This is a genomic window from uncultured Jatrophihabitans sp. (genome assembly GCF_964246335.1).
Lineage (GTDB): Bacteria > Actinomycetota > Actinomycetes > Mycobacteriales > Jatrophihabitantaceae > Jatrophihabitans.
This window is the reverse complement of the sequence record NZ_CAXTQF010000002.1, coordinates 105,617-125,958: the sequence shown is the minus strand read 5'-3', so window position 1 is coordinate 125,958 and position 20,342 is coordinate 105,617. Positions and strand designations below refer to the sequence as shown.

Below are 20,342 nucleotides of genomic sequence, written 5' to 3'. Positions count from 1 at the left end.
AGATGTCGACGGTGGAGTTCCACCCGTGGCACTCGCGGCGCGCGGACACCGAGCATCCCGACGAGTGGCGCATCGACCTCGACCCGGGACCTTCAGCGTCGCTCGCCGAGTGCAAGCAGGTCGCGGTCGTCGTGCACGAGGTGCTCGACGAGCTCGGCGCCGTCGGCTGGCCCAAGACGTCCGGCTCGAAAGGCATCCACGTCTACGTGCGCATCGAGCCGCGCTTCGGCTTCCGCGAGGTGCGCCGCGCCGCGCTGGCGTTCGCCCGCGAGGTCGAGCGACGCGCGCCGTCGCTGGTCACCACGGCGTGGTGGAAGGAGGAGCGGCGCGCCGAGGCCGTCTTTCTCGACTACAACCAGAACGCCCGCGACCGCACCATCGCGGCTGCGTACTCGGTGCGCGGTTCACCGGTCGGGCGGGTGTCGGCGCCGGTGACCTGGGACGAGCTGCCAGACGTCGAGATGGACGATTTCACGATCGCGACGATGCCCCAGCGGTTCGCCGACCTCGGCGATCTGCACGCCGGTATCGACGACGCGGTGTTTTCCCTCGAGCCGCTGCTCGAGTGGGCCGACCGGGACGAGGGCGACGGCATCGGCGATGCGCCGTACCCGCCGAACTTCCCGAAGCAGGAGGGCGAGCCGCCGCGGGTGCAGCCGTCGAAAAAGGTCGCCGCGAACTGGGACGAGCACGGCAACCGCATCACGCCGTGACTCGCGTATGGACCCGCGTAGCGCCGATCAGTACGTCAGCGTGACCGCGACGAAACGGTTGGCCCGGCGGGAACGGGCAGAGCCATTCGTCGTCACCGGATGCGCGCCGCCGTCGCCGTGCGCCCGTGCCCTGACGTGGTGGTGTCCCCGGGTGAGCAATGCGCACACCGTTTGCGCGCGTCTGCGGGACAGCGCACGCTCGTGGCGGTTGTTCGCGGCGTAGTCGCTGTGCCCGGAGCACTGCACCCCGGCGGCGTCACCGAGTTGGGCGCTGACCTGCTTGAGGTAGGCCGCGGCGTGCTGATCGAGGTGCGCCGAGTCGAAGGCGAAGTAGACGCGGCGCAGCGCGACGTGCGGCGCAACCATGGTGGTCCGGGCGTCGGCCCCGCGGATCGTGCTCGATCCCGAGGTGAGGGACCCGGCTCGCAACAGCAGCGCGGCTCCGCCGGGCCGGGCGACGAGCGCCTGGCCCTGCCGGTTCAGCGCGACGGGCACGGGCAGCGCGGCGCTGCGCTGGCCGGCCTTGCGCGCCGCGCGGCCGACGCCGACGACGGCGCCGTCGGCGTACACGATCACTGCGCAATAGCTGACCGTCGCCTCGTTGATCGAGCAGACGGGGGTGAGCGATCGCGCGGCCACCGTGGTGGGTGCGATGTGCACGTAAGCCGGAGGCGGTGCGTGCGGGGTCACCGTGCCGCTCGCGACGGACGCCGGACCGGCTCCCTGCGCATTCGTTGCGGTGACGGTGAACGTGTAGGCCTGTCTGTCGGACAGTCCGCTGAGCGTGCACGGGCTCGTCGGGCAGGTGGCCCGCCGGCCACCGGGCATCGCGGTCACGGTGTAGTACCGGACGGCCGACCCGTGTGCGTCCGCAGGGTCGAAGGTCACGGTGGCGGCTCCTGCCCCGGCTTGCGCGCGCACGTCGGTCGGCGCAGCGGGCACGTCGACGACGGGCAGGCTGCTGCTGGCGCGCACGACGCCGGTGAATCCGGTGGACCCGATTGCGCGGTCGCCGAACTCGACGATGTAACCCTGCACCATGGAGTCCGCGTCCGGCACGTCGTTCCAGTACCCGACGCCGCCCATCCAGTTCGTGACCGCGCGGTTCTCCCCGGTGCTGCCGGAATTGTTGGGCTCGAGCCACGCCCACGAGCTGAACAGGCCGGCGTTGGCCGCCGAATCGCACGTCGTGTTGAGCGCGGCCGAGTCGCAGTAGGAGATGACGTTGCCGGCGAGTGGGCTCTCGCCGACGCCCTGCGCCCATCGCCAGGTCCGCGGGTACGTCGCGCCGGGGGTGTCGTATGCGGTGGCGCCGAACCACACGTTCTGCGCGCCCTCGATCTTCGCCGAGACGAAGTTGTTGACCGTGCTGTTCGGGATCGTCGCGAGGTAGCCCGACTGCCCGTCGAAGGTCATTGCTCTGGCCGCAGTGTCAGCGGTGGACCAGTCCACCCCGGGGTCGGCCACGTACTCGTAGAAGTGCTGGTTGGGGGCGAGGTAGACGTGGTCGGTGTCGGCGACCATCGCGGTGATGCTCACGTTCGCGCTCGACCCGCCCGAGTCACCCGGCGACAGCTCGGCGGTCGCCAGACCTGCGTCGAGGTCGGCCTGGGATCCGCTGAACGTGATGGACGGGTCGCCGCTCCAGTGGTTGTCGTAGGACAGCGTCAGACCAGCGGTGTTCGTGAGCGACAGGGTGCCGACGGTGGTTGCGATGGTCACCTGCAGGGTGTCGCTCGCGTCGCCGGACACGCGCAGGCCGGCAGCTGGTCGGTGTGTCGGGCGAGGACGTGCACCGAGCTCGGCGCCGAGACGCTCAGGCTCGGCACGGCCTGCGCGGGCGGCGCAGTGAAGGCTGCGGCGCCGATCAATCCGCACGTCGTCACAGCAACCAGGACACGACGACCGCTGCCGCGGGTGGACAACGCAGACTCGAGCGGCTCGCCTGACGGGGGGGTCATGTCCTGTCCATCGGGAATGGGCCGGTCGAACTGAGCGGTAACCCGCCGCCGGGTCGGCGGCGCGCCGGGGCGCGGGGTGACTGCGGCCCGGCCGACACCGCACGCCCGGGCGGGCCGGCCTTGTCCGGCCACAGGGAGCCGGAGTACACCTGGCTATGACCGCGGTCACAGCCAGGTCGTCCCTCGACACGAAAGCAGGCAGGTCATGGCAGGCAACAGAGGCGTTGCGTACATCGGAGCCAACAAGGTCGAGGTCCAGGACATCCCGTACCCGAAGCTGGAACTGCAGGACGGGCCCGGGGTGAATCCGGCGAACGTCGGCCGCAAATGCAACCACGGCGTGATCTTGAAGGTCGTCACCTCCAACATCTGCGGCAGCGACCAGCACATGGTCCGCGGCCGCACGACCGCTCCGGAGAACCTCATCCTCGGCCACGAGATCCTCGGCGAGGTCATCGAAGCCGGCCCGGACGTGGAGTTCATCAAGGAAGGCGACATCTGCTCGGTGCCCTTCAACATCGCCTGCGGCCGCTGCCGCATGTGCAAGGAGGGCAAGACCGGGGTCTGTCTGAACGTCAACCCCGCCCGCCCCGGTGCCGCCTACGGCTACGTCGACATGGGCGGCTGGGTCGGTGGCCAGGCCGAATACGTGATGGTGCCCTACGCCGACTGGAACCTGCTGAAGTTCCCCGACAACGACCAGGCCATGGAGAAGGTCAAAGACCTCACCATGCTCTCCGACATCTTCCCGACCGGCTTCCACGGCGCCGTTTCCGCCGGCGTCAAGCCGGGCAGCACCGTGTACATCGCGGGCGCCGGCCCGGTGGGGCTCGCCGCCGCCGTCGGCGCGCAGTTGCTCGGTGCCGCGGTCGTCATCGTGGCGGACATGCAACAGGAAAGGCTCGAGCAGGCGAAGAGCTTCGGCTGCGAGACGGTGGACGTCAGCAAGGGCGCGCCGGAGGAGCAGGTCGAGCAATTGCTGGGTATCCCGTTCGTCGACGCGGCCGTCGACGCCGTCGGATTCGAGGCCAAGGGCCACGGCGAGGGCGCCGAGGAGGCACCCGCCACGGTGCTGAATTCGCTGATGGACGTCACGTTCGCAGCGGGCGGCATCGGCATCCCCGGTCTGTACGTGACGGGCGACCCGGGCGGCGTCGACGAGGCCGCCAAGAAGGGCGCCCTGTCGCTGAGTCTCGGTACCGGATGGGCCAAGTCGTTGTACTTCGTGACCGGACAGTGTCCGGTGATGAAGTACAACTACGGCCTGATGCAGGCGATCCTGCACGACAAGGTGCAGATCGCGAAGGCCGTCAACGCCACGACGATCACCCTCGACGAGGCGCCCCAGGGGTACGCGGATTTCGATTCCGGGGTGGCCAAGAAGTTCGTGATCGATCCGCACGGGATGGTCGCCTGACCCTTCCCGCTACCGCCATCGGCGGCGGACCGCGCCGCAGGGCCGGCTTGTTCAGGGTGACTCGGCAGCACGGGTGACCCTCGGGTCGGCACCCGGCTCGGCGATCGACCGCGTGAGCCGGGTCATCGCGTCGGCGGCCGTCGAACCGGGCGCCGGGTGGTACATCGCGAGCAGCAGCCCGTCGGTGCCGCCGATCGGGAACTTCTGCCGGCGCAGGTCCATCGGGCCGACGAGCGGGTGATCGAGGCGAGCGGGCCCGCCGGCGAGGACGGCCACGTCGTGCCGGGCCCACAGGCGGCGGAACTCCTCGCTGACCAAGGACAACTCGCCGACCAGGAGCTGGGTGCGCGGGTCGTCGAGTTCGGTCCCGATCGAGGCGCGGAAGGACGCCACGATGTCGCGCCGGGTGCGCTGCTGATCGCCCCACAGCCGCACGGCCTCGTCGTCGAGGAAGATCGAGCGCAGTCGGTTCGCACCCGGGGTGATGCTCGGGTCCAGAGCGCTCGCCAGCGGGTTGGCGGCCAGGATGTCGAAGCGACGGTCCTCCACGAATGCCGGCACGCCGACCGTGCCGAGAAGTTCGCGGATCCCCACCGGAACCGTCTGCCGCTTGTGCGTCGTTGCGCGTCGTGCCGGGAGCTGGCTGGACAGTCCGAGCAGGTACGCGGTGCCGGCGTCGTCGAGACGCAGTGCGGCGGCCAGCGCCTCGGCCACCTGGCGCGAGGGATTGCGGTCGCGACCTTGTTCGAGGCGCAGGTAGTAGTCGGTGCTGATGCCGGCGAGCATGGCCAATTCCTCGCGGCGCAGGCCGGGCGTACGGCGCACGCCGACCACGCGCATGCCTACGGACTCCGGATCGACCAGCTCGCGCCGTGCCCGTAGGTACTCGCCGAGCGGCCCGGGCGTCGCCATGACGATCAGCGTAGGCGCGGGACGCGGGTGCCGGGTGGTCCTGCCGATCCCAGGATGACGGGGGCAACCCGGTTCGGCGCAAACGTCGTGAGAGTGGGTTGCGTGGCCGGGATCGTCCTGGCGGAAAGCGAGCTCGTTCAGATGACCAGCAATCCCGCGTCGCCGTCGAAGGTCGCGCTTGTCACCGGCGGCAGCCGGGGCCTCGGCCGCAGCACCGTCCTCGCCCTCGCCGAACGCGGCGTCGACACGGTGTTCACCTACCGTGCCAACAACGCCGAGGCCGAGAAGGTGGTCGCCTCCGTCGACGGTGTCGGTCGCCGCGCCGTTGCGCTGCAGCTCGACACCGGTGACACCGCCTCCTTCGCCGGTTTCGTGCAGCGCCTGCGTCCCGTGCTCGACGACCTCGGCTCCGGGCGCTTCGACTACCTGGTGAACAACGCCGGCACCTCACATCACGCGTCGATCGAAGAGACGACCGAGGACGATTTCGACGCGCTCTACCGCGTGCACCTCAAAGGCGTGTTCTTCCTGACCCAGTCCTTGCTGCCGCTGCTCAACGACGGCGGCCGGATCATCAACCTCTCCAGCGGGCTCGCGCGCTTCGCGTTCCCCGGCAGCGCGCCGTACGCCTCGATGAAGGGCGCTGTCGAGGTGCTGACCCGCTACCTGGCCAAGGAGCTGGGTCCGCGCGGCATCACGGCCAACGTGGTCGCGCCGGGCGCCATCGCCACCGACTTCAGCGGCGGCATGGTCCGCGACAACCCCGAGGTCAACCGACAGATCGCCGGGGTGACCGCTCTCGGAAGGGTCGGCCAGCCCGACGACATCGGACCGATGATCGCGTCGCTGCTCTCCGACGCGAACGGCTGGGTCAACGCCCAGCGCATCGAGGTCTCCGGCGGGATGCAGATCTGATCGGGCGGACGTCGCCACCACCCGTCGGGTGCCGGCGAACATGACGTTCAGGGGCGGGTGTGGATGCGATGCCGCCGGAGATGCTGAGGTTGTCGCCGGTGATGTAGCTGGCGGCGTCGTCCTCCTGAGGGGTGCAGACCAGCGTGGCAGCATGACCCGCGAATGACGCCGGGGTCGCACCCGTGGATGAACCGTGGAAATGCGACCGTCGGGTGATTTGTCGTCACTGCGGCGCGAGCAAACCGTCGAGCATCTGGTCGAGCCGCTGGGCGAACACCGACAGGTGACCATCGCCCGCTGCGCGATGCAGTGATGCGTCGCGCAAGTGCGCCGCGAGCCAACGGCCGTGGGTGAACGGCACGCTGCGGTCGTCGCTGCCGTGCCATATCGAGACGGGAGTGTCGACCTGGCCGAGGTCGAAGCCCCAGGGCTTGACGAATGCCAGCTCGTCGTCGACCCATCCGTCAATACCCGGGTGCAGTGCGTCGCGATTGGCTGCGGAAAGGTCGGCGGCGAACTCGCCAGTGAGCGCCATGGCATCTGCCGGCGGCAGCTGGTGCTGGCCGTCGGCGCCACGGTCGTCGGCCGGCTCCCCGGTGAGCACTGCAGCAGCGGTGGCGACGTGCGCGCGCAGCTGCGCTTCGCCTTGCACTGCGGCGTTCCATTCGGCGAGGTCGTCCGGACTCATGCCTGCCGTGAAATCGAGGTCCGTCCCTGGGTAGGGCGCCAACCCGGCGATCACCAACGTTCGAACGGCGCCCGGAACTAGTGCGGCGCAGGCCAGCGCGTGCGGGCCACCGCCTGACCACCCGGCGAGGTAGAAGCGGTCGGCTCCGACCATCCGGAGCACCGCGGCGCAGTCCGCGACAGTGTCGGCGACCGCACGTCCCGGGAGTCGGGTGGAATTCGCGTAGCCGGGGCGCGAGAAGGTGATAAGGCGCAGGCCACGGTCGTGGACGGCGCGTTCGAGCCCGCGGGTCGGCAAGGTGCCCGGGGTGCCGTGGTGGAACATCACGGGCAGGCCGTCGCTGGGGCCGCTGACCCGAACCTCGAGGATCCGACCTCCGTAGACCACCAACTCTGTCATGATTCGCAATCCCACAGCGAGGTCTAGACGCGCGACGCGTCGGCGTCGGGGACTTCGGCCGGCAGGGCCCTACGTAGATCGTCTCGCGAGCTGATCTCCAGCTTACGGAACGCGCTGGTGAGGTGTCCCTCGACGGTGCGTGCGGTGACGAACAGCGTCTGGGCGATCTGGCGGTTGCTCGCGCCCGCGATGGCCAGGTCGGCGACGCGGCGTTCGCTGGCCGTCAACGCGTCCGGACCGGTCACGACGGCACGGCGCGGACGCCCGCCGGCGATGCGCAGTTCGGCCGCCGCACGTTCTGCGAGGGCGGCGGCACCGATGCGGTGGGCGCTATCAAGTGCGGCTCGTAGCAGTTCCCGGCTCTCGCTGCGGTGGCTGCTGCGCCGCAACCGCGCGCCGAGGTCGAACAGTGCGTACGCGTGGTCGAGTGCGGCTCCTGCCTCGCCGAGCATGCCGATCGCCTCTCGCAGATGGCGTTCGCCGGCCGCACCCTCGGTCACCAAACCGAGCACCCGCAGGGCGACACCCAACGTGCGCGGGGCGGCGAAGGTCCGAGCCCGTTCCCATTCGTCGGCGGCGAATTCGTGCGCCCGGTCTCTCTCGCCGAGGGCGAGGTGAGCGAACGCGGCGTGTGAACGCCAGGGCAGTACGCACGGCGAATCGAAATCAAGTCGCTGAGCGGTCTCGCCGACGTTCGAGAAGTAGTGCAGCGCTTGGGCCGGATCTTGTTGCGTCAGGCAGATCCGACCTCGGGCGAGTCGTACCACGGCGTCGGCGCGCGTGGCCCGCTCGACGACGTCCATCTCGGTGAGCAGTAGCGCCTCGGCTTCGTCGGCGCGGTTCGTCTCGACCAGTGCGAATGCCAGTGACGCGAGGCTGTACATCCGGACCAAGCCTGTGATCGGCGCACTGGAGGTCTGCAGCGCGGTGCGGGCGTCGATCTCGGCTCCGCGCAGATCACCTTGGTGCAGCGAATGCATGCCGCGTATCGCCAATCCGGCGGACAGTCCGAAGGCGTCGCCGCCCTCGCGTGCCCGGGTGATCGCCGCGCCCAGCAGCGAATTCGCCTCGGGCGCTTCGCAGAAGACGAAGGCGTATTCCCGCTGCACCGTCGCGATGGATCGGCCGACGGCGGCCAGTGGACCGGGCAACGGTGCCGACGCCGACTGCGTCGAACGGCGCGCGAGGGTAAGGGCGGTCTGCGCCGGTTCGTTGCTCTCGTACGCGATGGTGCTTGCGAGCGCGAGCTTCTCGGCGGAGGCGGTGGCGTCCTCGGCGCTCCGGCGTGCGGCCTGGATGCGCGGGCGGTACTGCGTAGCGAGACTCAGATCCGATCTGATCAGCGTCGTCGCGAAGGTGTCGATCGCCTCCGCGACTGCACCGTCATCCGGCTGCAGATCGGCGATCGCGTCGTCGAGCACCCGCACGCTGTCGCGGAGCCGATCATCGCGACTGGCGGCCAGCGCAGACGTCAATATTGCTGCGGCGGACGCTCGGGTCGGGGCAGTGCGGGCCGTTTCGACGCTCTGCTGCAGATGGTCGATCGCTCCCGGGCGGCCGGCATTCGTTTCGGCGACGCCCAGGGCGAGCAGTGTGGCGGAGCGACGTTCGTACCCGGGCGGCTCTGCCAGAGCCCGGGACAGGTAGGTGGCAGCCGATTCCGGCGCCCCGGTACGTCCAGCCGTCGTGGCCGCTGCTGTCAACCGATCCACGACCCAGTCGTCGCCTGCCGGCGCGGTCGCGAGCAGGTGTTCGGCGATCGCCTGCGACGGCGCTGCGGCCGCGGCAAGGATGTGCGCCGCGCGCCGGTGCCCCGCAGCTCGATCGGCTCGGCCGATGGCGTCGTACACCGCACGCCGCACGATTGGGTGCGCAAATGCCAGACGCTGACCGGAGCGCAGTATCTCCGCCTGGACGAGAACATCCCACGCGCTGCCGGCGGCGTCGACGTCGAGTTCGGCCAGTTCGGCGGCCTGGACCAGCGGTGCGTCCTCGAGGATCGCGACCGCTCGGGCCAGCCGCTGCGGTGCGTCGCCGAGTCGCAGCAGCTGGGTCACGACCCATCGGTCGACGGCCGGGCCGCCCGGGGTGTCCGCCACCGGGCCCGCGAGGACCGTCCTGCGCAGCTCGCGCAGTTGGTCGGCCAGCTGCTCGACCAGGAACGGGACGCCTCCGGTGACCTGATGGCACCGCGCGACCACGTCGCCATCAGGTGCCGCGCCGATGCGTGTGCTCAGGACCTGGCCCACGGCGTGCTCGCTCAGCGCCGCCGGGTGCATCACCTCGCACACAGAATCGGTGGACAGCCGGGTCAGCAGCTCCGCCGCCGGGCCGGCCTCGCCGGCGCGTACTGCGACCAGTACGGCCACCGGTAGTTCGTCGAGCCTCGGCACCAGGTAGGCCAGATAACGCAGTGAGGCGATGTCGGCCCACTGCGCGTCGTCGACGACCACGCAGAGCGGCGCGGCGTCGCTCATCTGCGCGCAGAGCCAGTACAGGCCGTGCAGGATCTGGAACGACGGGTCGACCGACAGTCCGGCAACGGCAGTCTCCGCGCCGGTGCCCGGCAGCCCGAGCAGCCGCGCCGCGTGCCCGGCCGCGGCGTCCAGCCAGCCGGCGCGCTCGTCCGCCGAGGCCGTCGACAGGGCCGGCTCGAACAGCTGCCGAACGACGCCGAACCCGAACTCACGCTCCATCTCCCCGCCGCGCGCGCGGAGCACGCGCATGCCGGCGTCCGCCGCACGCTGCCGCGCGACGTCGAGCAGCGTGGACTTGCCGATGCCGGCCGGGCCCCAGATCATCAGCGCACCGCCGAACCCCGTGCGCGCGCAGTCGAGCAAGCGATCGATGCGAGTCAGCTGCGGCTCGCGTTCGAGCAGCGTCGGCACGGACAAACCCTCCCATCGCGCCGCCTGCTCGTCGAGATCGAACCCGCGGAGGAACATCCGGGGTGGTGTCACGGGGGGCCCACGGTGTGCGCACCGGCTCCGCCACCGACGCTGAATGCGAGCAACGACAACCGCAGCACCAATGGGAGTTCGACGTGACCCACGTGACCCACGTGACCCACGTGACCCACGTGACCCACGTGACCCACGTGACCCACGTGGCCCCGGAGCTGCCCGCGCAGGCGAATGAGGCAGTTGCGGCCGGTGCACGCGACGCGGTGCGGTTCGTCCTCTTCGGCGGAATCCGCATCGTCCGCGGTGACCTCGAGATCGAGGTCACCCAGCCGAAGCAACGCCGCCTGCTCGCCCTGCTGGTCGCCAACGTCGGCAAGGTGCTGAGCGTGGACGCGATCGTCGACGCCCTGTGGGCGCGCGAACCTGCCGTCACCGCCGTCAACCAGATCCACCGGCACGTCGGCGCGCTCCGCCGCACGTGCGAGCCCGGACTCGGCCGCCGACAAGCGGGCCGGTACATCGCCGGTGCCGGCCGCGGCTATCGGATCACGGTGCCCCCGGACGCGTGTGACGTCACCCAGTTCCGCCGGCTTGCAACTCGCGCCAAGGAACTCGGCGACGCGGGAGAGCGCGCCGCGGCGCTGCACGTCTCGCTGCAGGCGCTCGCGATTGCCGCCTCGCCGGCGGGGGACGAGGGCCTGCGCGATCTGCCCGAGTTCGCGGCCATCGAGGACGAACGGGTCGGCGCGGTGCTGACAGCGGCACGTCAGTGCCGACGCGCGGCTGACCACTGCGCCGTGCTTCCGCACCTTCGCTCGGCGACCGAGCGTCATCCCTTCGACGAATCGCTGGCGGCGAGCCTGATGAACGCGCTGTCCGGCACCGGCCGGGGCGCGGAGGCGGTGCACCTCTACCAGACCGTGCGCCGGCGGCTGACATCCGAGTTGGGCTGTGAACCGCGACCGGAACTGCAGCGCGCACTGGCCGAGGCGCTGCGCGTCGACCCGCCGGCTCCGGCTCGCCGCGGCCCCGACCGCCGCACCGGCCAGCGCACACTTCGACTGACGCCACGAACACCCGCAAGCGACGGGGTGACCGACCACCGCAGACCCGGCCACGACGAGACGACACAAGGAGCACTGATGACCCACCGAGGAATTCACAGCGACGCCGCGCGGGGCGGTCGGCTGATCGACCCGCGTCACCTGCGCGACTCGGCCACCGTGGCGATGGGCGTCACCGCCCTGTCGGCCGTACTGGCCGGCGTCAGCTTCGCGTCGATGACGACCGGCTTCGGCAGCGATCACGACGCGAGCGAGGCACCGCGCGTCCTGCCTGACCCCAGCACCACCGCGATCCCGAACCCGCCGTTCCCGGACGGTCTCACCGACGAGGAGCGCCGGAACCTGACGACGTTCGACGAGATGGACTTCGTCGTGTTCAGCAAGGCGCAGTGGGCGCGGTTCGCCGAGAGCCACGCGCAGAACATTCGCGTGCACTGGCCCGACGGTCACTACGTCGACGGCTTGGAGCAGCACGTCGCGGACATGCAAGCGATCTTCGAGTACGCGCCGGATTCGTACATCGACTCGCACCCGATCCGCATCGCGAAGGGCAACCTGACGTGCGTCATCGGCGTCATGAACGGTACCTTCACCCGGCCGATGCCGGACGGCAAAGGCGGTCAGATCGCCCCGACGAACAAGCGGTACTCGTTCAACATGGCCACCGTGGGGGTGTGGAACAAGAACGGCACCATGGACGAGGAGTGGCTGTACTGGGACAACCAGACCCACGACGCGCAGCTGGGTCTCGCCTGACCCCGGGTCACGCGGGCGTGGCAGCGGAGCCTGCGCCGCACGCGCGACGCAACCCAGGCCTGGAACTGTTCTTCGACCTGGTATTCGTGCTGTGCGTAGCGCAGCTGGCTGACGTGCTGCACGAGCACCCGAGTTGGTCCACCGCCGCCCGCATCCTGCTGCTGTTCGTTCCGGTGTGGTGGACGTGGACGGGCGTGACGTTTGCGCTCAATCGCTTCCCGCGTGACGACAACCGCACGAACCTGTTGCTGCTCGCCGCAGCCGGCGCGTCCGGACTGATGGCCCTGGCAATACCGTCCGTACCAGGCGCGGCCGACTCCTGGTTCGCGATCGGCTACCTGACCGTGCGGGTCATCATCGCCGTCATCTATCTGGGCGTCCGCGGTCAGGAAGTGCGCCTGGCGAGGTTCTACGCCGGCGGCTTCGCGCTCACCGCTGCGGCGTGGCTGGTGTCGATCTTCCTGCCCAGCCCGATCCGGATCGGCGTGTGGATCGCGGCCATGTGCCTGGACATCGCGGTGCCGGCTTTGGCCGACCGGCTGCAACGCATGCTGCCCGTCGACGAGCGTCATCTGCCCGACCGCTTCGCCGCGTTCGCGATCATCGTGCTGGGGGAGGCGGCGGTCAACACCGTGGGCGCCGTCGACGAACCGTTGCAGGCGCGGACCTCGGCCGTGCTGGCGGAGGGTTTCGTCATCGCGGCGTTGTTGTGGTGGGGTTTCTTCGACCGCCACGCGTGGCGGGTTCGCTACCGCATGCTGGCCGACCACGACAACAGCGGCCGCATCGCCTACATCGTCTGCGCCTACCTGCACTTCCCGATGGTCGCCGGCGTGACCGCGATCGGCGCCGGTGCCCAGATCGCCGCCGAGCACCCGCGCGGGGACATTCCTGCGGCAGCAGCCGTGATGATGTCCGTCGGCGTCGTCGCCTACCTGCTCACACTGAACACGATGGGCTGGGTCCTGCGGGTTCCCCGTTCGGGGTCGTTGGCGCGCTCGCGTGCCGTGCTGATCGTCGCGCTCGGCGCACTGCTGCTCTTCGGCCGCGGCTTGCCGACGCCGGTGTGGCTCATCGGCTGCATCGCTGTGCTGAGCGCGCACACACTGCTGAACGTTCAGCGCGCCAATCGCGCCAGTACCCCCGTTGAGGTGACGTAGTCCGTCAGCGCGTCCATGTCGCCCTGGTCGGAGATGACGGCGACGTAGCCGTCCGGCCGGATGAGGACGAGGGTGCGATCGGTGGCGCCGTACGCGTGGCGCAGGCTGCCGTTGCTGTCGGCGATGTCGTCGGGCGCGGAGGGGTGGTCGACGACCCGCCAGAGTTGCACGCCTGCCGGCGCGGGCTCGGCCGGGCCGGCGGTGGCGAAGTCCAGCAATGTGTAGTGGCCGCCGCGGGTGAGCTCGAACAGCCGGTGCCGACCGTCGACGGTCACCAGGTCGGTCGCGTCGGGCGCACGGTCGCCGGCTCGCAGTGTTGCGGTGTCGTCGCGGTCGTCGCGGGCGAGCGGGCCGCCGCGATAGGTGACGCCGAGCTGCGTGGTGTCGGCGTCGCGGTTGATCGGCACCGCGTTCTGCTCGAGCGTCTGCTTCAGGCGCGCGTCGGACAGCGCAAGCACGCCCGCCGCGACCGGGCGCCGTTCGGCCTCGTAGGTGTCGAGCAGTTCGGGCGGGGCGCCATTGAGGACGGCGGCGAGCTTCCACCCGAGGTTGTACGCGTCCTGGATGCCGGTGTTCATGCCCTGGCCGCCCGCAGGGGAGTGGATGTGTGCCGCGTCGCCGGCCAGGAACACCCGTCGATCGCGGTAGCGCTCCACGAGGCGGACGTTGGCGCGCCACAATGAGGTCCACTGCGGATCATGCAGCCGGATGTCGCTGCGGCCGCTGCGCTCGTCGAGGATCGCTTGCATGTTCGGCAGCGACAGCTCGGGGTTCTGTCCCGGCGCGATCCCGGCTTGGTACTGGAAGACATCGGTCGAGGGCAGTGGGCACAGCGCGAGGAAACCCTGCGCGTGCCGCCACATGTGCCAGATGTCGCGGTCGAGACCGTCGACGGCGACGTCCGCGACGATCATCCGCACGTCCTCGCGGGTCTCGCCGACGAAGGCGATGCCGGTCTGGCTGCGGACCACGCTGTGCCCGCCGTCGCAGCCGACCATCCAGGGGGCAGTGAGGGTGCGGGCATCACCGTTGCAGGACACGACCGCTGACACGCTGTCCTTGGACTGTTCGAGGGCGATCAGTGTGGTGTCGAACTCGACCGTCCCGCCTAGTTCGTGCACGCGCGACCGCAGCGCTTCCTCCACGCGCCACTGGGGTGTGACCAGGCTCGTCGTGTACGGGATGTCCGGCCGGTTCTTCAGCGCGTCCGGCTCGGCGCCGCCGAGGGTTGTCGAACCGTCGGGCGCGGTGGCGCGAATGGGCATCGCCAGCCGACCGTTCGCGAGGACCCGCTCAGCGATCCCCAGATCATCGAATACTTCGAGGCTGCGCGGCTGGAGACCTTTGCCGCGCGATCCCGGCTGCGGTCCCGGCGACGCGTCGATGACGCGGGCCCGGACGCCGCGCCGGAGGAGATCGCAGGCGAGCATGAGCCCGGTGGGGCCGGCACCGACGACGAGCACCTGGAGCGCGCCGTCGGCCGGGTGTGCGTCAGTCATCGCGGTGTCCTCGAGGTCGGGCCGGCGGCGGCAACAGCACCGGCGTGCGGAGTCCACCGTAGGAACCTGCAGTGCGTTTCGAGTGCGCCGCCAGTGCGCACATTGCTGATCGCTAGTGCGGCCAGGGGGCGGTGCCACCGTCGACGCCGAGCGTCATTCCGGTGACGTAACTTGCCCTGTCACTGAGCAGCCAGGCGGCGGCTTCGGCGATCTCGTCGGGGTGCGCAAGCCGGCCGAGGGCGGCGAGCGAGCTGAGCCGGTCGATGATCTGCGGGTCGCGCTCCTGCCACGCGGACATCATGTCCGTCATCGTCGCGCCCGGGGCGATCGCGTTGACCCGGATACCGTCGTGTCCGTACTCGACCGCCGCGGCGCGACTCATGGCGATCACGGCCGCTTTGCTGGCGCCGTAGACACTTTGGCCCGATGCGCCGAACGTGCCGCCGACACTGCTGACGTTGACGATCGAGCCGCCCTGCGTCGGCGCCACCAGCATGGCCGCAAGCTCCGCGCGCATCGCCAGCCACACGCCCTTGACGTTCACGTCGAGGACGGCATCGAAGGTGGCCTCGTCGATGTCGGCCAGACGCCCGCCACCTTGCGTGCGCCCTGCGTTGTTGAATGCTCCGTCCAACCGGCCCCACCGATCGACGGCCGTGTCGACGGCTGCAGCCAGTTCGTCCGCGTTCGTGGAGTCGGCGCGCGCCGCGAGCACCTCGCCGCCGTCGACGCGGATAGCGGCAGCCACTCGCTCGAGTTCGGGCAGCCGCCGTGCCGTGATCATGAGCGTGGCGCCTTCGCGGGCGAACAGGTACGCCGCGCGCTCGCCGATGCCGGCGGAGGCGCCGGTGATGAGGATGGTCTTGCCGGCCAACAGATCGGACATGATCGCTGTTCTTCCACTGCGCCGCCACAAGGACGCGACCGACGGTAGAACGCGGCAGTGCCCATCAAGTGCGCTTCGTCGACTTCAGTGCCCCGCCGGTTGCGCTGCGGATCGCCGCTGCGGAGGCCGGTCTCGCACGCGGCCACTACGGTGCGCATTCCTCTCGAGCGGAAGAATGCGTACGTCCGCCGCCGGCTACGCCTGATAGCCGGAGGCGGTGCCTGAGGTGATCTGCCCCCGCCGACACCAGTCCTCGCACGCGCCGCGCTAGAGGCAAGTCGCTTCTAGATCGCTTGCGGGCGAGGGTGCCGGCCAACCAACCCCGCGCATTTCCAGCTCACGTGTCCCCATGGATGAGGGTGCGGCGAACATCGGCGTAGTGCGGACTGAGCTCACGGTCGATGGCGCGCATGATCGCGTCGGGGGCTATGACGGCCGGGGGAGCAGCTGGCCATCCCTGGGCCAGGCGAAGCCGCAAGCCCGCCGGCGGGTGACTGCCATAGCGCTCTGCATCGTGTCTGATCGACCGCTGGATAGCGCGCGGCACCGCAGCCTCTCGTTGAGCGATGGCGGCCGACGCAGCCGCTTTCCACACCGCGGGGTCGGCGGAGGCACGCGCCGCCGACCGGACAGCCGTTTCGATGGTTCGGTCGAACAGCAGGGCCTTGTGCAATCCGATGAGCCCAGCGCTACCGCCGAGTCGCAGGCCGAGGGCATCGGCGTAGATCTCGGCCTGCTTCTGGTCTCGCATCGACAGCCGCCACAAAACCGTGGCGAGGCCGGAAAACACCAGGTAGGGCACGACGAACAGAACGGACAGGACGAGTCCGGCGAAGCTTTCGAACGACTGAATATGAGACTCACGAACGAAGGTCCGGGCTTTGCGCGGTGAAAAAATCTCCGCGAGCCGTTGGATCGACCCGCCACCCCAGACGCCGTAGAGCGCGGTTGTCGGATCGCCGTTGACGAGGTGGCCGACCTCGTGGCCGAGCAGCGCCAGCCGGGCGTCGTCGTCGATCGCTGCCCACAACGGCAGCCCGATCGTCAGGACAGGACGCCGACGCCACCCGGCGCAGAAGCACGAGGCGTTGTAATCAGCCTCGAGCCGCATCTCAGCGATCTGCGGTGCACCGATCTCTGCGCTCACCATGTCGAGCAGCTGTCGCAGATGCGGCGAGGATGCGTCGGACACGACACCGTACGCATCGCGCAGGCGTGGCATTCGGGGGCGACATTCGAGAGCGATGAGGACCAACAGCACGCCGAGGATCCGGACGCTTCCGATGAACGGACCGATGAGCAGGTAGCAGCCAAGGCCCAGCAGAGCGAGATCGCTCCCCACGACGACGAATGCGACAGCAATCATGGCAACGTCGGCGCTGGTGCGACCCCGACGCAACGGCACCTGATTGCGGGACTCCTCCCACAGCGCGCGGTTTGCCGCAAAACCGGCCAGCCGCTCTCGCTGCCACGTGCGACTACGCCAGCCCTTGGCCGGCGCGACCATCTCCAGATTCCATTCGCAATTCGGGCACCACGGCGGGTGGTGTGGCTCGCGAGCCAGCGCCGAGTCGCAGTTCGGACACCGCTGCTCATCCGCCGTGCCGCTGGACTCAGGTGGCCCCCCGGCACTCGACACGAACTCAGTATGCCGACGCCCCGCGCTGCAGCCCGAGCAGCGCCGTTGCTACACCTAGTCGGCCGCAGGATCGAGGGGGTGTGAGGGACAGCCGGTTCACGCGGGCGCGGCGCTGACGGTGGCCAGGAAGCCGTCCAGTCGTACAAGCATGTCGGCGGCGACCTCGTCCGGGTCGAGTGTGTGGTCGCTGAGCATCGAGATGCAGGTGCCGACGCGGTCGCCCTTGCGCCCGGCCGGGCCGGCGCGCCGCGCGGAGAACAGCGCAACCGAGCTGGCTGCGTCGACGGCGGGGGACAGCGAGCACATCGCCTTGCGGTTGTTGGCCATGCCGGTCTCCGGCGCGCGCACCGCGACGGCGACGAGACCGTCATCCGCGTAGTCGCGGACCAGGTATCCCCGTTGCGGGGAACTTGGGGTCGCACCAGCCGTAAGAATCGAGCCTGTCCCACGGGATAGCAGCGAAGTCGGGGGAAAAGGTGACCGAGGCGCGCTCGCTCTTGGTCAGGTTGACGAGGGCGCGGCGGATGTCGTTCTGATCGAGCGGTTGCACGGTGGATCTTTCTTCGATTGCCGGGATTTCAGCGAGCTGGTGCGACGGCCTGCACGCCGACCGGATCCAGGTAGTCGACCACCGCTGCCATGTCGCCGCTAGCAGATATCAGCGCGCCGTAGCCGCCTTGAGGCCCGGTGTCTGCGCTCACGGCGCGGGGATCTGGTTGCTCACGCAGAACGGATGACCGGCAGGATCGATCAGCACGCGCCATTTGTCCGGCCGGGGCTGCTCCGCTGCGCGGACCGCTCCCAACGCGAGCGCGGACTGCTCGGCCGCGTCCAGGTCCGTGACCGACACCTCGAGATGTATCTGCTTGGCGACCTCGTCCGCGGGCCAGGTCGGCGGTTGATGATGGGCCACCCGCTGCACCGTGATCAGCACGGCAGCGCCGCGGAGGGCGACGAAGTCCTCGGTCTGCCAGATGACCTCGAGGCCCAGCAGGTCACGCCAGAAGTGTGCTTCCGGTTCCGGATCGGCGGCGTCCAGGGCCACTGCGGCTAGGACACCGGTCGGCGCGTCAGTCGTCGTCATGCGTGGATGGTGCACCAGCGGTACGACGCAGGTCGCTGCACAACCGGAGTTGCTGGTCGAACGTCTGCGCGAGACCCGCTGGGCAGCTCCGTCGAGGACGGGGCGCGTGAATGAGCGTTCGTCACGCAGCACGCACCCCGGTGTCGTCCCGGCACGCCTCGCCACCTCCAGTTTTAGCAGACTTCGGCACGCGTCATGAGCTGCTTCGTATCGGCCTATCGTCACCGCCTCAACGAACAGGTCGATCCCCCGGAGGACTGTCATGCCGAACCCGCCGACGCCGTTCGAGATCTACCAGGCAGGGACGCTGCTGCATGGGACGAAAGCGCAGCTCGCGGTCGGCGACCTGTTGCTGCCCGGCCGGCAGTCGAACTTCGAGCCGGGACGGGTGATGAACCACGTCTACGTCACCGAGACGCTCGACGCAGCGACATGGGGCGCCGAGATGGCGACGGGCAACGGTCCCGGTCGTATCTACGTCGTGCAGCCACTCGGCGACATCGAGGACGACCCGAACGTCACCGACAAGAAGTTCCCCGGCAACCCGACGCGCTCGTTCCGTACTCGCGAACCGGTGCGGATAGTCGGCGAGGTCATCGACTGGACGGGGCACTCGGACGACCAGCTGCAGTCGATGCGCGACCTGCTGGCCGAGCTGCGGCTGCAAGGGCTCGCCGTCATCTACGACTGATCCGAGTGTGCGAGCGCAACGGCACGCATGTCCGTTTTCCCTTGGCGGCCCGCCGTTGTGGTGGGATCGTGAGCGGCGTGACAGCCAACCGGTCTGCTCCGTGGGCACGTATTGTCCCGGTGCTCGCTGTCGCCGACGTCCCGCGGGCTGCCGCCTGGTATGTCAGCGTGCTGGACCTGGTCGAACACGTGCGGGTCGGCGCGGGTCACCGGGTTCAGCTCGGGTTCGACGGCGAGCGCGCGGAGCTGATCGTTCGCGAGTTCCGTGACGGCGAGCATGCCTCGGATTCGACCGACCAGGTCATGATCCGAGTCGATGACGTCGACGGCGTGCTCGAGGCTGCGCGCTCGCACGGTGCCGATACGGCCGACGCTGCGCGCACTTTTCCGTACGGTGAGCGGCAAGCCGGCTTCGTCGATCCGTTCGGCCACGAATGGGTGCTGACGCAGACAATGAGCGACGTCGACCCGGACGAGTGGGGCGGCGAGACAGTCGTGGCGCGTCGCTGACGCTTCAAGCGTTGATCACGAAAGCCTGTCCGTGTGCGTGTTCACCCGATCGGAGATGAGCGACGAATGGGCCTGACGGTGGCAGTGACCGGACCGACCGGTGAGATCGGCATGTCGGCCATCGCCGCGTTGGAGGCGCATCCGGACGTCGAGCGCGTCAACGGCATGGCCCGCCGGCCGTTCGATCCCGCGGACAACGGCTGGACGAAGACGCGCTACCGCCAGGGCGACATCCTCGACCGCTCGGCCGTCGACGCGCTCGTCGCGGATGCCGACGTCGTCGTGCACCTGGCCTACCTGATCATGGGCTCCCGCGAGGAGAGCCGGCGCATCAATCTCGAGGGGACGCGCAACGTCTTCGAGGCCACGGTCGCGGCTGATCGTGCGCGTCGGCTCGTGTACACGTCCTCGGTCGCCGCGTACGGGTATCACCGCGACAACCCGACCCCGCTGACGGAGGACGTCGCCGCGCGCGGTTCGACGGAGCACTATTACTCCGCGCAGAAGGCCGAATGCGAGACCGTCCTGCACGAAGTAACCGACGGCGCGGACCTCGAGGTCTACGTGCTGCGTCCGTGCATCGTTGCCGGACCGAAGGCGCCGGCCCTGATGAACTCGATGCCGTGGCAGCAGGTGCTCGAGCTGATGCCGGCAGCGCTGCGTCCGGCAGTTGCCGGACTTCAGGGTGTGCTGCCGTTGATGCCGGACCCGGGTCACCCGCTCCAACTGGTGCACCACGACGACGTCGCGCAGGCCATTGCGCTGTGCGCCGTCGGGGCGGGGGAGCCCGGGGCCTACAACCTTGCCGGCGACGGCGTCGTGACCCTGGGCGATGTCGCGAAGGCGACGGGTACCCGGTCCGTGCGCGTACCTGCGGCGGTAGTCACGGCCGCGACGACGGTGCTCAAGAGCCTGCCGCTGGTCCCTGCGGCAGCCGAATGGGTGCACATCGCCCGCACGTCGGTCGTCATGGACACCTCCCGCGCGAAGGGAACGCTCGGCTGGCGTCCGGAATACACCAGCGAGGAAACGCTGGCCTCGCTGGCGGCGGCCGCGGCGACGTGAGCCGACTGCGTCTGTCGCCGTCCGACGATCTGTGATCGTGGTTCGACGACGGCGACGATGCGCTCCTCCGTGCGCGGATAG

19 protein-coding genes are annotated in these 20,342 nt (G+C 69.6%); 8 read left to right on the top strand and 11 right to left on the bottom strand.

All coding sequences use genetic code 11. From position 1 onward, the window contains the following. A partial coding sequence (locus tag ACFFCN_RS01440) for a DNA polymerase domain-containing protein (RefSeq protein WP_375489001.1) occupies nt 1-713 on the top strand: 713 nt, incomplete at its 5' end. Between the two features lie 27 nt (nt 714-740). Here the strand turns inward: ACFFCN_RS01440 and ACFFCN_RS01435 are convergent. After that, a complete protein-coding gene (locus tag ACFFCN_RS01435; protein ID WP_375488999.1) occupies nt 741-2,435 on the bottom strand; it encodes an OmpA family protein in 1,695 nt (564 codons plus the stop codon). Nucleotides 2,436-2,879: 444 nt separating this feature from the next. Between ACFFCN_RS01435 and fdhA the strand changes: the two genes are divergently transcribed. Then, complete coding sequence (fdhA, locus tag ACFFCN_RS01430) at nt 2,880-4,091, top strand: formaldehyde dehydrogenase, glutathione-independent (protein WP_375488997.1); 1,212 nt, start codon at nt 2,880-2,882, stop codon at nt 4,089-4,091. 51 nt (nt 4,092-4,142) lie between these two features. Here fdhA and ACFFCN_RS01425 read toward each other — a convergent pair whose 3' ends face one another. Continuing rightward, nucleotides 4,143-5,003 carry a helix-turn-helix domain-containing protein gene (locus ACFFCN_RS01425; RefSeq protein ID WP_375488995.1) on the bottom strand — a complete coding sequence of 287 codons (861 nt, stop codon included), beginning with the start codon at nt 5,001-5,003 and terminating at the stop codon, nt 4,143-4,145. Nucleotides 5,004-5,144: 141 nt separating this feature from the next. Here ACFFCN_RS01425 and ACFFCN_RS01420 point away from each other — a divergent pair, with 141 nt between their 5' ends. Continuing rightward, nucleotides 5,145-5,918 carry an SDR family NAD(P)-dependent oxidoreductase gene (locus tag ACFFCN_RS01420; protein WP_375489005.1) on the top strand — a complete coding sequence of 258 codons (774 nt, stop codon included), beginning with the start codon at nt 5,145-5,147 and terminating at the stop codon, nt 5,916-5,918. A 223-nt stretch (nt 5,919-6,141) separates the two neighbouring features. Here the strand turns inward: ACFFCN_RS01420 and ACFFCN_RS01415 are convergent, their stop codons facing one another. Both ACFFCN_RS01415 and ACFFCN_RS01410 read right to left on the bottom strand, forming a co-directional pair. After that, nucleotides 6,142-7,005, bottom strand: a complete 864-nt coding sequence (locus ACFFCN_RS01415) for an alpha/beta fold hydrolase (protein ID WP_375488993.1) — start codon at nt 7,003-7,005, stop codon at nt 6,142-6,144. Between the two features lie 23 nt (nt 7,006-7,028). Then, nucleotides 7,029-9,950, bottom strand: a complete 2,922-nt coding sequence (locus ACFFCN_RS01410) for an AAA family ATPase (protein WP_375488991.1) — start codon at nt 9,948-9,950, stop codon at nt 7,029-7,031. Nucleotides 9,951-10,048: 98 nt separating this feature from the next. Here ACFFCN_RS01410 and ACFFCN_RS01405 point away from each other — a divergent pair, with 98 nt between their 5' ends. Both ACFFCN_RS01405 and ACFFCN_RS01400 read left to right on the top strand, forming a co-directional pair. Further along, nucleotides 10,049-11,728, top strand: coding sequence for a BTAD domain-containing putative transcriptional regulator (locus tag ACFFCN_RS01405; RefSeq protein WP_375488989.1), 1,680 nt, complete (start codon nt 10,049-10,051; stop codon nt 11,726-11,728). A gap of 17 nt (nt 11,729-11,745) precedes the next feature. Next, nucleotides 11,746-12,888 carry a low temperature requirement protein A gene (locus ACFFCN_RS01400; protein WP_375488987.1) on the top strand — a complete coding sequence of 381 codons (1,143 nt, stop codon included), beginning with the start codon at nt 11,746-11,748 and terminating at the stop codon, nt 12,886-12,888. Here ACFFCN_RS01400 and ACFFCN_RS01395 read toward each other — a convergent pair. The 7 genes from ACFFCN_RS01395 to ACFFCN_RS01365 form a co-directional block, all read right to left on the bottom strand. Further along, nucleotides 12,846-14,387 carry an FAD-dependent oxidoreductase gene (locus ACFFCN_RS01395; RefSeq protein WP_375488985.1) on the bottom strand — a complete coding sequence of 514 codons (1,542 nt, stop codon included), beginning with the start codon at nt 14,385-14,387 and terminating at the stop codon, nt 12,846-12,848. The genes ACFFCN_RS01400 and ACFFCN_RS01395 overlap by 43 nt on opposite strands. Nucleotides 14,388-14,499: 112 nt before the next feature. Further along, nucleotides 14,500-15,273: an SDR family NAD(P)-dependent oxidoreductase gene (locus ACFFCN_RS01390; protein ID WP_375488983.1), complete on the bottom strand. Its 774-nt coding sequence runs from the start codon at nt 15,271-15,273 to the stop codon at nt 14,500-14,502. 337 nt (nt 15,274-15,610) lie between these two features. Beyond that, a complete protein-coding gene (locus ACFFCN_RS01385; protein ID WP_375488981.1) occupies nt 15,611-16,780 on the bottom strand; it encodes a M48 family metalloprotease in 1,170 nt (389 codons plus the stop codon). A gap of 228 nt (nt 16,781-17,008) precedes the next feature. Then, the gene (locus ACFFCN_RS01380; RefSeq protein ID WP_375489003.1) at nt 17,009-17,347 is read right to left on the bottom strand and encodes an FBP domain-containing protein; all 339 of its coding nucleotides are present in this window, start codon (nt 17,345-17,347) and stop codon (nt 17,009-17,011) included. Next, on the bottom strand, nt 17,280-17,462 hold the full coding sequence (locus ACFFCN_RS01375) for an FBP domain-containing protein (protein WP_375488979.1): 183 nt from the start codon (nt 17,460-17,462) through the stop codon (nt 17,280-17,282). Before ACFFCN_RS01375 ends, ACFFCN_RS01380 begins: the two co-directional genes overlap by 68 nt. Nucleotides 17,463-17,490: 28 nt before the next feature. Then, complete coding sequence (locus ACFFCN_RS01370; RefSeq protein ID WP_375488977.1) at nt 17,491-17,613, bottom strand: hypothetical protein; 123 nt, start codon at nt 17,611-17,613, stop codon at nt 17,491-17,493. Beyond that, on the bottom strand, nt 17,610-17,996 hold the full coding sequence (locus ACFFCN_RS01365; protein WP_375488975.1) for a VOC family protein: 387 nt from the start codon (nt 17,994-17,996) through the stop codon (nt 17,610-17,612). Before ACFFCN_RS01365 ends, ACFFCN_RS01370 begins: the two co-directional genes overlap by 4 nt. Before the next feature lie 262 nt (nt 17,997-18,258). On the opposite strand from ACFFCN_RS01365, the gene arr reads away from it, so the two are divergent. The 3 genes from arr (at nt 18,259) to ACFFCN_RS01350 (ending at nt 20,261) form a co-directional block, all read left to right on the top strand. Continuing rightward, the gene (gene arr / locus ACFFCN_RS01360; RefSeq protein WP_375488973.1) at nt 18,259-18,687 is read left to right on the top strand and encodes an NAD(+)--rifampin ADP-ribosyltransferase; all 429 of its coding nucleotides are present in this window, start codon (nt 18,259-18,261) and stop codon (nt 18,685-18,687) included. Between the two features lie 68 nt (nt 18,688-18,755). Continuing rightward, nucleotides 18,756-19,196, top strand: coding sequence for a VOC family protein (locus tag ACFFCN_RS01355; RefSeq protein ID WP_375488971.1), 441 nt, complete (start codon nt 18,756-18,758; stop codon nt 19,194-19,196). 66 nt (nt 19,197-19,262) lie between these two features. Beyond that, a complete protein-coding gene (locus ACFFCN_RS01350) occupies nt 19,263-20,261 on the top strand; it encodes an NAD-dependent epimerase/dehydratase family protein (protein WP_375488969.1) in 999 nt (332 codons plus the stop codon). The last annotated feature ends 81 nt before the right edge of the window (nt 20,262-20,342 follow it).